Below are 13948 nucleotides of genomic sequence, written 5' to 3' on the forward strand. Positions count from 1 at the left end.
GCTGTATCTGGCGGCGGCGGGCGTTGGCTACCTGCATCTGGCCGATTTCGACGATGTGGATGTGAGCAATCTGCAGCGCCAGGTACTGCATGACTCCGCCGCCCTGGGTACCCGCAAGGTCGAGTCGGCGATGCGCCGGCTGGCGGCGCTGAACCCCCATGTGCGCTTGCAGGCGATCGCGGCGCGGCTGGATGCCGAGGCGCTGTCGCAGGCGGTCGAGGCGGTCGATCTGGTGCTGGACTGTTCGGATAATTTCGCCACCCGCGAGGCGCTCAATGCTGCCTGTGTGCGGGTGCGGCGGCCGCTGGTCAGTGGTGCGGCGATCCGTCTGCAAGGGCAGGTCTGTGTCTTCGACCCGCGCGATAGCGATAGCCCCTGCTACCACTGCCTGTACGGCCAGAGCGAGGAGGACGAGCCGACCTGCAGCGAGGCGGGAGTGCTGGGACCGCTGGTTGGCGTGGTCGGCAGCCTGCAGGCGCTGGAAGCGCTGAAGTTGCTGGCCGGTTTCGGTGAGCCCCTGCGCGGGCGCCTGCTGTTGATCGATGCCTTGGGCAGCCGTTTCCGCGAGTTGCGGGTGCGGCGCGATCCCCTGTGCAGTGTCTGTGGCCGTGGCCATGCGAACGGCCATGAATGAGTCGCGGGCGGTCGGTGTGTTCGACTCCGGGGTCGGCGGCCTGTCGGTGCTGCGCGAAATCCATGCGCGGCTGCCCGGGCAAGCGCTGATCTACCTGGCGGATAGCGCCCATGTACCCTATGGCGAGAAGAGCCCCGAGTTCATCCGCGAACGTTGCCGCCGTATCGCCGCCTTTCTGCTGGAAAAGGGCGCCTGTGCCCTGGTGCTGGCCTGTAACACGGCGACGGCGGCAGCCATCGCCGATCTTCGCGCCGCCTACCCGCAACTGCCCATCGTCGGCATGGAGCCTGCGCTCAAGCCGGCGGTGCAGGCCACGCGCAGCGGTGTGGTCGGCGTGCTGGCCACTACCGGGACTCTGCGCAGCGCGAAATTCGCCGCGCTGCTGGAACAGGTGGGGCGGGATGTGAAGGTCGTGATGCAGCCCTGCCCGGGGCTGGTGGAACGTATCGAGGCGGGCGAACTGGCTTCAGCGGAGACCCGCGCGCTGCTGGCTGCGCTGGTGGCCCCGCTGCTGGCGGCGGGTTGCGACACGCTGATCCTGGGCTGCACCCACTATCCGTTCATACGCCCCTTGCTCGAAGATATGTTGCCGGCTAGTGTCAGCCTGGTCGATACCGGCGCGGCGGTGGCGCGGCGCCTGCAGGGCTTGCTGGCGGAGCGCGGCTTGCTGGCGGGTGAGGCGGGCGAGGCCGGTGTCCGTTTCTGGAGCAGTGGCGAGCCTCGGCGGATGTCCGCTGTTCTTCCTCTGCTCTGGGGGCATGCCGCCAGGGTCGATTTCTTTGCCGGCTGAGCCCGCCGCTTCGATTCTGGTGAACATGGGATGGAACTCGTTATTTCAGTTGCTATCTGAAAAAGCAGAAGAAAAAACAGAAGAAAAAACAGAAGAAAAACATGGCATTCGACTAAGGAAGACCTGATGAGAAAGAGCATTGCAATGGCCGCCGTGATGGCGTTTTCGCTTGGCCCGGTGCTGGCGCAGGCCGTCGATTTCACGGCAGCGGTCGGGCGAACCGGGGAGTCGACCAATACCTATCGGATCGGTGCGCAGTGGGATTTCGGGCGTGGCTGGTTCGAGACGGGGGTCGGCAAATTGACCGGGTACTGGGACGCCGGCTACACCTACTGGGAAGGGGATAAGGCATCGAGCAACCACAGCCTGTCGCTGACGCCGGTTTTCGTCTATGAGTTCGCCGGGCAGTCGGTCAGGCCCTATATCGAAGCGGGTATCGGCATCGCGGCGTTCGAGAATACCCGCGTCGAGCGCAACGACCTGAGTTCCTCGTTCCAGTTCGAAGACCGTATCGGCGCGGGCCTGCGCTTTGCCGGTGGACATGAGGTCGGTATCCGCGCCCTCCACTATTCCAATGCCGGTATCAAGAAGCCGAATGACGGGGTGGAAAGCTTTACGCTGCACTACCGCCACTCGTTCTAGACGCGCTTGAAGTGAAGCTGGAAGCGGAAGGTCCCGTCTTGATGCCCGCTTCCACAACGGGCCGCTGCTTGGCTTCCAGCTTCCAGCTTATGGCTGGTCTTCATTCAAGCGCTTGTTGCGCCAGCCCTGCCCGCCGGGTAGCAGCAGGTTGAGCAGCAGCGCGGTAATGGCGCACAGGGAGATGCCGGAGAGGCTGAATTCGCTGTTACCGATCACCATGCCACCGATACCGAATACCAGCGTCACGGAGACGATGATCAGGTTGCGCGACTCGGACAGGTCGATCTGGTGGCGTATCAGCGTGCCCAGCCCGACCACGGCGATGGAGCCGAACAGCAGGCAGAGAATGCCCCCCATCACCGGTACCGGGATGCTCAGCAGGCCGGTGCCGAACTTGCCGACGAAGGCCAGGCCGATGGCGAACAGCGCAGCCCAGGTCATGATCCTGGGGTTGTAGTTCTTGGTCAGCATCACCGCGCCGGTGACTTCGGCGTAGGTGGTGTTGGGCGGGCCGCCGAACAGGCCGGCGGCCGAGGTGGCGATGCCGTCGCCCAGCAGGGTGCGGTGCAGGCCGGGTTTCTTGATGTAGTTCTGGCCGGTGACGCTGCCGATGGCGACCACTCCGCCGATATGCTCGATGGCGGGCGCCAGTGCCACCGGCACCATGAACAGAATCGCCCCCCAGTGGAATTCGGGCGCGACGAAGTTGGGCATGGCCAGCCACGGTGCCTGGGCAATGGCGCTGGTATCGACGATGCCGAAGGCGAAAGACAGCCCGTAACCCACCGCGACCCCCGCCAGGATCGGTACCAGGCGAAACAGTCCGCGACCGAGTACGGCGACCAGCAGGGTGGTCAGCAGCGCCGCCATGGAAATCAGCATGGCGGTTGCGTAGGGCACCAGTTGCGTGTTGCCGTCGCCGGACTTGCCCATGGCCATGTTGACGGCGACCGGCGACAGCGCCAGGCCGATGGAAATGATCACCGGGGCGATCACCACCGGCGGCAACAGGCGGTCGATGAAGCCCGGCCCCCTGAGGCGCACGGCCAGCCCCAGCAGCATGTAGACGCCGCCGGCGGCGACCACGCCACCGAGTACCGCCGGCAGCCCGAATTCGCCCTTGGCAGCGAGGATCGGTGCAATGAAGGCGAAACTCGACGCCAGGAATACCGGAACCTGGCGGCCGGTGGTCAACTGGAACAGCAAGGTGCCCAGGCCTGCGGTGAACAGCGCCACGTTCGGGTCCATGCCGGTGATCAATGGCATCAGCACCAGGGCGCCGAATGCCACGAACAGCATCTGGGCGCCGGACAGCGCCTGGCGCCAGGTCGGTTCTTGGGGTATTCCGGGCATGCTCAGATATCCTTCTGCTTGGTGCCGAAGATCTTGTCGCCGGCATCGCCCAGCCCCGGGACGATATAGCCGTTTTCATCCAGGTGCTGGTCGATCGAGGCGGTATAGATGTCCACGTCCGGGTGGGCCTTGCCGACGGCGGCGATGCCTTCGGGGGCGGCCACCAGTACCAGGGCGCGTATTTCCGTGCAGCCGGCTTTTTTCAGCATGTCGATGGTGGCGATCATGGAGCCGCCGGTGGCCAGCATCGGGTCGATGATCATGGCCAGGCGCTGGTCGATCTGCGGCACCAGTTTCTCCAGGTAGGTCTGCGCCTGGAAGGTTTCCTCGTTGCGGGCGATGCCGACCGCGCTGACCTTGGCACCGGGGATCAGGCTGAGCACGCCGTCGAGCATGCCGATGCCGGCGCGCAGGATGGGCACCACGGTGATCTTCTTGCCGGAGATCTTCTCGACCTGCACCGTGCCGCACCAGCCCTGGATTTGCTCGTTTTCCAGGGGCAGGTCGCGGGTGGCTTCGTAGGTCAGGATGGAGCCAACTTCCTGAGCCAGTTCGCGGAAATTCTTGGTACTGATATCGGCTCGACGCATCAGGCCGATCTTGTGGCGGATCAGCGGGTGACGAATCTCGTGAATGGGCATGAGGGCTCCGGTTTGTAGGTCGTGAACGGGTTCTGAGGTAATTGGCGCTAGGGTAATCCATCGCCGCTCGCGGCGCATCGCTTCACCTGGCCGTACTGGGCGAAGCCTCTACATGGCCACGCTCGGCGGTGCCGGCAGAAAGAGCCAGCAGGCTCGCACCTTCACGGACACATGGACAGCGCCAGCGGCGAACGATGAACCTCAGGCCTGGTTGCCAACCCGATCCTGCTATGCCGTTATTCGCGGGCAAACTGCTTCGATAAAAGCGCTGTAGGCTGGAGCGCTGGACGAAAAACACCGGTTGCCACGCTCTTTCGTACAGCCTCCGGCTTTCCAGCGCCCTTGTCGGCTCTTTGCCGTAGGGCCATCTCCAATGGGGAAGATGCCGGCGTGCTTGCCGCAGGCAGGCTGGCTGGTTATCTTCAGCGGCTTTTTCCGGGCTCATGCCTGTCAATTGGGAGCGTTGCTCATGTCCGCCGATCTTGCACATATCCGCCAGGTGATGGCTGAAGCCGATTGCCTTCACGACGAAGCCGAAGTGGAGGCTGCGATCAGGGCGGTCGCACGGCAGATCAACCAACAACTGGCGGAACGCAATCCGGTGGTATTCTGCGTCATGAACGGGGGGCTGATCTTCTCCGGCAAGCTGGCCACGCTGCTGGACTTCCCGTTGGAAATGTCCTATCTGCACGCCTCCCGCTACCGCAACCAGACCAGTGGTGGCGAGTTGTTCTGGAAGGCCAAGCCGGAAGTTTCCTTCATCGACCGTGATGTGCTGATCATCGATGACATCCTCGACGAGGGGCACACCCTCAGCGCCATCATCGACTTCTGCCACCATGCCGGCGCCGCCGCCGTGCACACCGCGGTACTGGTGGACAAGGCGCATCAGCGCAAGGCTCGCCCCGGCATGAAGGCGACCTATACCGGGTTGGTCTGCGCCGATCGCTATGTGTTCGGCTACGGCATGGATTACAAGGGCTATTGGCGCAATGCGCCGGGCATCTTCGCGGTCAAGGGGCTGTAAAGGGCTGCCGTTGCATGGCAGCGGCAGGCTTCAAGCTGGAAGTGTTTGCAGCCTGCTGAATTCGGGAAGTCTTGAACGGGGAGAGGCTGTTTCCTTTCTTCCCCCTGCGTTGTTACCGGCCCCCGCCGGAGCCCCAGGGTCGTTTCGCTACCAGAGCCCCGCTGGCGACCGTATGCTCGCCAGGTTCGCGGGCGCTTGCTCCGCAGGCCCCGGCGCGGCTCTTTGCCGGATATGCGAACGGTCGAGCAGGGTGTCGTGGCCCGCATTGCCGCCAATCGCTGGATTGGAGCGGCCATTAGCACTAAAGGATTACATGCTGAATCAAACCTTGGTGCGCTTAACCCGACGCAATCCTCTGGTTAGGGTTGGGGGCACGGAGAATCCATCAGGAGCGCCTCATGATAAAAACAATAAGACAGGACCTATTCAAACCTTCGCACGTTGCCCTGGCCATCGCCATGGGGCTGGCAACGCCGGTGTATGCGGTGAACTTCAATATCGGCGAGATCGAGGGGCAGTTCGATTCCTCGCTTTCCATCGGTGCCAGTTGGTCGATGGCCAGCCCGGACAGGGACCTGGTCGGGATCAGCAATGGCGGAACCGGTTTCACCCAGACCGGCGACGACGGGCGGCTGAACTTCAGGAAAGGCGAGACTTTCTCGAAGATCTTCAAGGGTGTGCATGACCTGGAACTGCGCTACCGCGACAGCGGGGCCTTCATTCGCGGCAAGTACTGGTATGACTTCGAACTGAAGGACGAAGGACGCCGTTTCAAGGACATCAGTGACCGCAACCGCAAGGAAGGCGCGCAGTCCTCGGGTGGCCAGATCCTCGATGCCTTCCTCTACCACAACTATTCCGTGGCCAACCTGCCCGGGACCGTGCGGGTCGGGCGGCAGGTGGTGAGCTGGGGCGAGAGCACCTTCATCGGCAACTCGATCAACGCGGTCAACCCTCTGGATGCGGCGGCCTTCCGCCGTCCTGGCGCCGAGATCAAGGAAGGCCTGATCCCGGTGAATATGCTCTATGTCTCCCAGGGCCTGAGCGACCGGCTGAGCATGGAGGCTTTCTACCAGCTCGAGTGGGACCAGACCGTCGTCGACAATTGCGGGACATTCTTCTCCACCGCCGATGTGGCGCAGGATGGCTGTGACCGCAACTACCATGTCCTCGGGCCTTTCTCGGCGGCGCAACAAGCCGCGCTCTCCGGGGCGCTGGGCGTCGATGTTTCGAGCGAGGGCCTGCTGGTACCACGGGGGGGCGACCGGGATGCGCGTGACTCCGGCCAGTTCGGCCTGGCTTTCCGCTGGCTGGGCGATGCGACGGAGTACGGGGCGTATTTCATCAACTACCACAGCCGTACGCCCAACCTGGGAATGAAGAATACCGACAGCGCAGGCCTGATGAGCGCCCTGGGGGCCATGAGCAATCCGATGCTCGGGTTGCTCGGCGCGCAGGCGGCGCTGCTGGGGCGGGGCCAGTACTTTCTCGAATACCCGGAAGATATCCGCCTCTATGGCCTGAGCTTCTCCACGGTGTTGCCGACCGGTACGGCCTGGAGCGGCGAAGTCAGCTATCGCCCCAATGCGCCGGTACAGATCAACACCGTCGACATGACCGGGCGCCTGGCCCTGAGTGTGCTCGAGGCGCTGGGCAACCCCGCTTCGCCCAATCTTCCCGCAGCCCTGGCGACCTCTGGGCTGGAGCACAAGGGCTACAGGCGCAAGGAAATCAGCCAGTTGCAGACCACCTTCACGCATTTCTTCGACCAGGTCATGGGCGCCGAGCGGGTCACCCTGGTGGGTGAAGTCGCCTATGTGCATGTCGGCGGGCTGGAGAGCAAGCGTGATGTGCGTTATGGCCGCGACCCGATTTTCGGATCGCCGGCGGGTACCCAGCAAAGCAATATCGATGCTGCGGCACGCTATGGCTGGAATGGCTTCGTCACTTCCAACGCCTGGGGCTATCGCCTGCGTGCGATTGCCGACTACAACAGCGTCTTCGCCGGTATCAACCTGAAGCCGAACCTGTCCTTCTCCCACGATGTCGACGGCTATGGTCCCAACGGGCTGTTCAACGAGGGCGCCAAGGCGATCAGCTTCGGCGTGGATGCTGAATACCAGAACACCTACACCGTCGGTCTTTCCTATACCGACTTCTTCGGAGGCAAATACAACACGCTGGTCGACCGGGACTTCCTCGCATTCAGTGTCGGGCTGAACTTCTGATGCATGTCTTGCCGCCAGCGCCGGTCGCTGGCGGCGTCATGTGGGGTTTCGGTTAACGCTCAAGATCAAAAGGAACGGAAAGCATATGAAAACAACAAAAAGACTGTTCAGTATCCTGGCGCTTTCACTGCTCGCAGGCAGTGTCATGGCCGCGGTTTCCGCTGAAGACGCAGGACGGCTGGGCACGACGCTGACCCCGCTGGGGGCGGAAAAAGCCGGCAATGCCGATGGCAGCATCCCCGCCTGGACGGGCGGCCTGCCGACCAATGCCGCGCCGCTCAAGAATGGCCACCTGACCGATCCCTTCAAGGATGAGCAACCGCTGTTCGTCATCACCGCGCAGAATGCCGGACAGTACCAGGACAAGCTCACCGCCGGGCAACTGGCGATGTTCAAGCGCTACCCCGACAGCTACCGGATGCGAGTATTCCAGAGCCACCGCACGGCCGCCCTGCCGGAGCACATTTACGAAGTGGCCAGGAACAGCGCACTCAATACCCGGCTTTCGGAAAGCGGCAATGGCCTGAGCGACTTCAACAGTGGCTACTACGCCTTTCCTGTTCCAAGTAATGGCCTGGAAGCCATCTGGAATCACCTGACCCGCTACCGAGGCGGCAATGTGCGGCGCACCATCGTGCAGGCCACGCCACAAGCCAATGGCAGCTATACGCTGGTGAACTTCGAGGATGAGGTGGCCTTCCCGAGCGATATGACGGACCTCGATCCCGAGCGGGCGCAGAATGTCCTGCTGTTCTTCAAGCAGCGGGTCACGGCGCCATCGCGCCTGGCCGGCAATGTGCTGCTGGTGCACGAAGCCCTGGACCAGGTCAAGGAGCCGCGCCAGGCCTGGCTCTACAATGCCGGGCAGCGGCGCGTGCGGCGCGCACCCCAGGTCGCCTACGACGGCCCGGGTACGGCTTCGGATGGTATGCGCACCACCGATAACTTCGACATGTTCAGTGGCGCACCCGACCGCTACGACTGGAAGCTGGTCGGCAAGAAGGATATCTACATTCCGTACAACAGCTACGAACTCGCCTCCAGTGACGTGAAGTACAAGGACATCATCAAGGCGGGTCATATCAACCAGGACCTGGCCCGCTACGAACTGCACCGGGTCTGGGAAGTGGAGGCGACCCTCAAGAGTGGAGAGCGCAACATCTACGCCAAGCGGCGTTTCTTCCTCGACGAGGACACCTGGGCCATCGTGCAGTCCGAGTTGTATGACGGCCGGGGGCAGTTGTGGCGGATCGGCGAGGCGCATTCGGTGCAGTACTACCAGCACCAGGTGCCGGCCTATGTGGTGGAGACGCTCTACGACATCATTTCCGGGCGCTATATCGCCATCGGCATGAACAACGAGGAGAAGCCGCAGCAGTTCGGGCACCGTGCCTCGGCCCGGGACTTCACCCCCGCGGCCTTGCGCAATGCCGGCGTGCGTTGAGGCGCAGGGCTTGCCTCAGTGAGCCGGTGAAGGGCGACCCCTGGGGTCGCCCTTCGCTTTCGTGGCAGGGCGCTTCCTTACACTTTGTGGCGGTGGCTTTGGCCGGGACGGTGTACATTTCAGACGAACTGGGTAGTGCGGTCTGGGAACTGGCTACACTATGAGTGTCAGGGCGCCGACCATAACAAGAGAATCGCTGCCATGTCCGTACGCTTCGACCCGCATGCGGTCAGTACGCCAACCGATGTAGCACTGCCGCTGCCTCCGCGGATGCCCCGCCTGCCGCCGGCGCATATCGCCCGCATGCGCCTGAGCGAGCGGTTGCTGGCCGACGATTGCCGGCTGCGCCTTTTGTGCGCGCCCGCCGGCTTTGGCAAGAGTGTCCTGATCAATGAGTGCGTGCGCCAGAAGCCTGGCGACACACACCTGCTCTGGCTGGACCTGGGCGGGCGTGCCTGCTCGATCGACGAGTTGCTGAAACGCCTGTGCGCCTGCCTGGGGCGTGACCCCGAGCAGGGGCTGGAGCCTGAAGCGTCGCTGATTCTTTTGCTCGAACGTGTCGCAAGGCCGCTGTGGATAGTGCTGGATGATTATCCCAGGGCCCCGGCACCACAGCTCGATGCCTGTATCGACCGCCTGCTGGATGTGCCCAATGAGTCGGTGCGTTGGTGGGTCAGCAGTCGGCGCCAGCCGCCCTGGAAATTGCCGAGGCTGATCCTCCAGGGCGACCTCCATGAGGTACAGGCCGAAGCCCTGGCGCTGAATGCCGAGGAGTTGCGACGGCTGCTGCTGGAGCACCGGCTGGTTGTCACCGAGACATTGTTCCAGCAACTCCTGCAAGGCAGCGAGGGCTGGCCGGCCGGCGTCTGTCTGATGTTGCTGCACGCCGATGAACAGGCTCTGCGCGAGCGTCTGGCCGCCGGCACGCCCTTGCTGCGCGATTATGTGCAGCGGGAAATCCTCGACGAACAGGCAGAAGACGTACGCCAGGCGCTGGTATCCCTGGCGTGCGTGCCGCGTTTCTCCGCGCAACTGTGCCGGCATCTGTTCGAGGGGCAGCGGGAGGGTTTGTTCGAGGCACTCAAGACCCGGCAACTGTTCATGCGGGCGACCGACAACTGTGGCGAGTGGTTTCGCCTGTGGCGTCCGCTGGCGATGATCCTGCCGCTGATGGCGGTCCAGGCGCCGACACAGGTCCATGTGCGGGCCTGCCAGTGGTTCGCCGCCCGGGGCGATATGCGCGATGCCGTCGAACATGCGCTCAAGGCCGGGCAACCCGATGTCGCCGCGAACTTCCTGCAGCGCTACGGGCAGGAGCAATTGCTGATCGATGACAACGTCTCGTATTTCCTCAAGTGGCGGGCCGAGATGCCACAGGACCTGTTCGGCAGTACCACGCGGCTGATCATTCTGCATGGTTGGGCGCTGATCCTGGCCGCCCGCCTCGATGAAGCGGAGGAATGCCTGCTGGAGCTGGGGCGTTTCTTTCCGCAGCCCGACGCCCGGCGCCAGGTGCAACTGCTGGCGCATTGGCAGGCATTGCATGGTTTCCTGGCGCGCCTGCGCGGTGAACCGCAGGCGCGCGAGTATTGCCTGCAAGCCCTGGAGGCCTTGCCGGAACATGCCTGGGCGCAACGGGTGCTGTGCTGTCAGGTGCTGACGCAGCAGGCAATGGCCGAAGGCCAGGGCGAACTGGCGCAGCAATACAACAACCAGGGCATGCGCCTGGCGCGGCTCAAGGGCAGTGCATTGTACGAGGCGATGCTCAGTATCGACCGTATACAGTTGCTGGAACTCGACGGCGAACTGGACAGGGCCGTCAGCGTGCTGGATGAAAGCCTGGAGATCCTGCGTGGCCAGGTCAGGCACAGCCCGATAATCGGGCGCCTGCAATTGCTCAAAGGGCATCTGCTGGCGTGCATGGGCCTGGATGACGAAGCCGGAGATGCCTACCGGTGCGGGCGGCTGGAAGCGGAAATGTGCGCCGATGCCTACGCGTTCTTCGGTTATGTCGGGCAGGCGGAGCTGGCGGCGCGTCGCCATATGTTCGCCAGCGCTTACCAGTGGCTGCACGAGGCCGAGCGCCTGGCGCAGTGGCGGCATGTCCCGGAATCGCGCTTCCGCGGTATTTTCCAACTGGTCAGTGGCCTGGCCTGCCTGCATCGTGGCGAGCTGGCAGCGGCGCGCAATACTTTCCAGCAGATCACGTCGGTGTATGCCGGCGGGCGCTACCTGTCGCCCTCTGGTTTCTATGAGCTACTCCCCAGGGTACGCCGCTACCAGGCGCTGATCGAATTGCTGGAGGGGCGAGCCGATCAGGCGAGCGCTCAATTGCAGGGGCTGATAGACGAACACCAGCTGCGGCAGCATCCACTTTTGGCCTGCGAGTGTCGCTTCACCCTGGCCGAAGCGCTGCATGGCGATGGCCGGTATGCGGAAGCCGAGCAGGTAATGCGCAAGGCTCTGGATGAAGCGGCCCGGCAGGGCCTGGTCAAGCCTCTGTATGAACTGCAGCAGCGCCACCCCCAGTGGCTGGCCAGGGTGTTGCCGGGAGGCGGGAGCCTGCGTGAGCGCCTGTTGCGCCAGGCACAGCAGGCGCCCGTAGCGCAGGAGTCCGGTGAGCCGTCGCTGAGCGATCGTGAGTTGACGGTGCTCAGGCTGATTGCCCAGGGTTGCTCGAACCAGGAAATTGCCGAGCAGCTGTTCATCTCGTTGCATACCGTCAAGACCCATGCGCGGCGCATCAACAGCAAGCTCGGTATTTCCCGCCGTACCCAGGCGGTGGCCCTGGCCAAGGCGCGCGGCTGGCTCTGAGAAGCATGCCTTTCAAGGTATTTGCCAGGGCGAGCAGTGGGGACGACTGGGCGGCGGGTATCCGTGCATACGCAGATGACCCCCCTCGCGGAAGAGGGCCGGGGAGGGGGGGCTGCCGTCAGGCAGTCCGGGACTGAGTGTCATCACAGAAGTACCCTGGCGGGTACCACCCCTCTTTCCCATCCCTTCTCCCGCAAGGGGAGAAGGGCGTCGTACGCTGCACACCGAAGCGATAATAGAAGTGGGCTACGACAACCGCAGGCAACATGTTGAAAGACCTGGCTCTGAGAGCCTGCTCAAAACCCCGCGAGCCAGGGCACCCCTGTGCGCCATGCGCACCGGTTTCGCCGACTGGCCTGGCAATCGCGTCAGAACTACCGCAGGCAGTTGTGAGCAGGCTCCATGAGCCCGCCACGGGCTTCGCGCGACTGTCGCTATGGCAGCCGCCATTGCTAACACGACAGGCGGTGTTTCAGGGCTGCGCCTCATCCGGGAGCTCTGCCAGCGCTTCGGGATTGTTCTTGAATGCCTTGGCGAAGACTTCGCGGTTCTTCGCCATATAGATGCCGATATCTTCGCACTGCTGGTCCGTCAGCGTTGGCGATGCCCTGTGCAGGGCCGTAGCCAGGGCTTCGGCCAGTTCGAGCATCCTGTCGTGACGATCGGCTTCTGCTTTATCCATGAAAAGACGCTCCAGGTCCCGGCTGCTGCGGTACACCACTTCCACGGCCATTGACCACTCTCCTGTTGGGTTGGTTACTGTTTTTTTATACAGTATTCGGGTTGGAGGCGCTTGGCAAGCGCCGGGTGGTCGCGGCATGCGCTGCAAGGAGCCAAAAACGGCGCTGGAAAGCTGGAGGCTGAAAGCACGGGCCGCCGTTGTTGTTCCAGCCTTCACGGCGCCTTTGCGTTATGGCTTGAAGTGTCCTTGCAACCGCTCGGCGCGAAATTCCAGGGTCTCCGGCCGGTAGCCGGGGCGTAGCGGCGGCAGCGGCAGGCAGGTTTGCCAATGCTTGCCTGGCAGCAAGTCGCCGGGGCCGCGATAGCGTGGCGCGTCATAGTTGCTCTGGACCAGGTTGAGCGCCGAGCCGGGCGCATAGGCCGCTATTTCCCAACGCAGGTCCTGCAAGGGCCGTTCGCTCTGGTTGAGCAGTTTCAGCGATAACGGTCGAGCCGCGGGACAATGCGCCGGCGCGTAGAGCAGTTCCAGTTCCAGGTGGGCCAGCCGGCTCGTTTCCCGATGCTCCTGCCAGAGCACCCAGGCGGCGATAAGGCCCAGCCCGAGCAGGGCGCCCAGTGAGACGGGCAGGGCTTTCAGCGGGTATTTCAGCAACAGCACCAGCCAGGCGAGTATGAGCAGTACGCTGATGATCATGCGGGTATCCGTGTGGCGGCGAGTCGATTCATTCGCGTTCTTCCCGGGATGTGTGGCGTGCCAGTCGCTCCAGTGCTTCGCGCAACCTGGGGTCGCTGATGCCATCGGCCGCCGAGAGAATGCCGTCGGCGGCATGGCGTGTCAGCGGTGGCACGGCCGCAGGGCGAGGGGTATCGGGGATGGGCGGTTGTACCTTGAACAGGATGCGCGCCAGGCCGGCGAAGGCCTGCATTTCTGCCAACTGGCGTTGCAGGCGGCGCTGCTGGTAGCGCAGGCGGGTTGCCCAGTGCCCGTCGGTGATGACCAGCAACAGGCAGCCATCACGCCAGGAGGCGACCTTGCAGTGCGCCCGCGCGGCGGGCTGCAACTGGCTCTCCAGCAGTTGCTGGAGTTGTTCCAGGCGCCGGGCCTGGTGGAACAGGGCCTTGAGTGGCTTGGCATCCCTGAGCAAGGCGGCGGGTGCACGAGCCGGCGACGGGCGAAAGGACATGGCGTCAGCTCAGGACAACGAGTGAACCGGCATGTTAGCAGATGCGACCCTGTAGGGCATGGCGGTCGCTGTCAGTAAGCCGTAGCGCATTGGGTAATCGCATGGACGCTCATCTTCGCTCCCGGGCAGGCATATGCCCTGCTTCAGCGGGCGGGACCGTGCGACTGGATTGGTAATGAGCGTTGTGATCTTGGGGTCATCGTCCCTGTGCGAATGCCAGGTGGCGGGACGGGGCACGCGTGAATACATCCCTGTAGCTCTTCGCCGCCATCCCTGGCGGCGAAGAGCTCGGCAAGCCACTGCCAGGCATCCGCACAGCCACTATCGGCGCTGCCTGAGGGAAAGAGCCGGCCCTGGAAATGATTCAGGCACCGCGCCGATAAGCTCTTTCCATTATTCGCCGTGAACCCGGCCAGCCCCGCGACATCACGGACGCCCGGACAGCGCCAGCGGCCTACGATAAAACGCACACCTGATTGCCAATCCGCTCGCAACGAGGCAGCGTACTGG

At 63.5% G+C, this 13948-nt stretch carries 12 protein-coding genes; 7 read left to right on the forward strand and 5 right to left on the reverse strand.

The genetic code is table 11. From position 1 onward, the window contains the following. The 3 genes from moeB to DNJ95_RS18610 form a co-directional block, all read left to right on the forward strand. Positions 1 to 634 (forward strand): molybdopterin-synthase adenylyltransferase MoeB (gene moeB, locus DNJ95_RS18600; RefSeq protein WP_131186210.1); only part of this gene is annotated, 634 nt, incomplete at its 5' end. Then, positions 627 to 1424 carry a glutamate racemase gene (gene murI / locus DNJ95_RS18605; protein WP_131186211.1) on the forward strand — a complete coding sequence of 266 codons (798 nt, stop codon included), beginning with the start codon at positions 627 to 629 and terminating at the stop codon, positions 1422 to 1424. The genes moeB and murI, both read left to right, overlap by 8 nt. Before the next feature lie 126 nt (positions 1425 to 1550). Next, positions 1551 to 2066, forward strand: coding sequence for an acyloxyacyl hydrolase (locus DNJ95_RS18610; RefSeq protein ID WP_131186212.1), 516 nt, complete (start codon positions 1551 to 1553; stop codon positions 2064 to 2066). A gap of 87 nt (positions 2067 to 2153) precedes the next feature. Here the strand turns inward: DNJ95_RS18610 and DNJ95_RS18615 are convergent, their stop codons facing one another. Further along, positions 2154 to 3419 carry a uracil-xanthine permease family protein gene (locus DNJ95_RS18615; RefSeq protein ID WP_131186213.1) on the reverse strand — a complete coding sequence of 422 codons (1266 nt, stop codon included), beginning with the start codon at positions 3417 to 3419 and terminating at the stop codon, positions 2154 to 2156. A gap of 2 nt (positions 3420 to 3421) precedes the next feature. Continuing rightward, complete coding sequence (upp, locus tag DNJ95_RS18620) at positions 3422 to 4060, reverse strand: uracil phosphoribosyltransferase (protein ID WP_131186214.1); 639 nt, start codon at positions 4058 to 4060, stop codon at positions 3422 to 3424. 469 nt (positions 4061 to 4529) lie between these two features. On the opposite strand from upp, the gene DNJ95_RS18625 reads away from it, so the two are divergent. The 4 genes from DNJ95_RS18625 (at position 4530) to DNJ95_RS18640 (ending at position 11573) form a co-directional block, all read left to right on the forward strand. After that, on the forward strand, positions 4530 to 5087 hold the full coding sequence (locus DNJ95_RS18625) for a hypoxanthine-guanine phosphoribosyltransferase (RefSeq protein WP_131186215.1): 558 nt from the start codon (positions 4530 to 4532) through the stop codon (positions 5085 to 5087). A 398-nt stretch (positions 5088 to 5485) separates the two neighbouring features. After that, on the forward strand, positions 5486 to 7315 hold the full coding sequence (locus DNJ95_RS18630) for a DUF1302 domain-containing protein (RefSeq protein ID WP_131186216.1): 1830 nt from the start codon (positions 5486 to 5488) through the stop codon (positions 7313 to 7315). A gap of 85 nt (positions 7316 to 7400) precedes the next feature. Then, a complete protein-coding gene (locus tag DNJ95_RS18635) occupies positions 7401 to 8759 on the forward strand; it encodes a DUF1329 domain-containing protein (protein WP_131186217.1) in 1359 nt (452 codons plus the stop codon). A gap of 201 nt (positions 8760 to 8960) precedes the next feature. Beyond that, positions 8961 to 11573, forward strand: coding sequence for a LuxR C-terminal-related transcriptional regulator (locus DNJ95_RS18640; protein ID WP_131186218.1), 2613 nt, complete (start codon positions 8961 to 8963; stop codon positions 11571 to 11573). 472 nt (positions 11574 to 12045) lie between these two features. Here DNJ95_RS18640 and DNJ95_RS18645 read toward each other — a convergent pair whose 3' ends face one another. The 3 genes from DNJ95_RS18645 to DNJ95_RS18655 all read right to left on the reverse strand — a co-directional run bounded on the left by DNJ95_RS18645 (position 12046) and on the right by DNJ95_RS18655 (position 13438). After that, entirely contained in the window at positions 12046 to 12306 is a 261-nt protein-coding gene (locus DNJ95_RS18645; protein WP_131186219.1) for a YebG family protein, read from the reverse strand. 177 nt (positions 12307 to 12483) lie between these two features. Beyond that, complete coding sequence (locus DNJ95_RS18650) at positions 12484 to 12948, reverse strand: multidrug transporter (RefSeq protein ID WP_131186220.1); 465 nt, start codon at positions 12946 to 12948, stop codon at positions 12484 to 12486. Between the two features lie 28 nt (positions 12949 to 12976). Further along, on the reverse strand, positions 12977 to 13438 hold the full coding sequence (locus DNJ95_RS18655; protein ID WP_131186221.1) for a DciA family protein: 462 nt from the start codon (positions 13436 to 13438) through the stop codon (positions 12977 to 12979). Between the last annotated feature and the right edge of the window lie 510 nt (positions 13439 to 13948).

It is taken from the genome of Stutzerimonas kirkiae (assembly GCF_004327335.1).
Taxonomy (GTDB): domain Bacteria; phylum Pseudomonadota; class Gammaproteobacteria; order Pseudomonadales; family Pseudomonadaceae; genus Stutzerimonas; species Stutzerimonas kirkiae.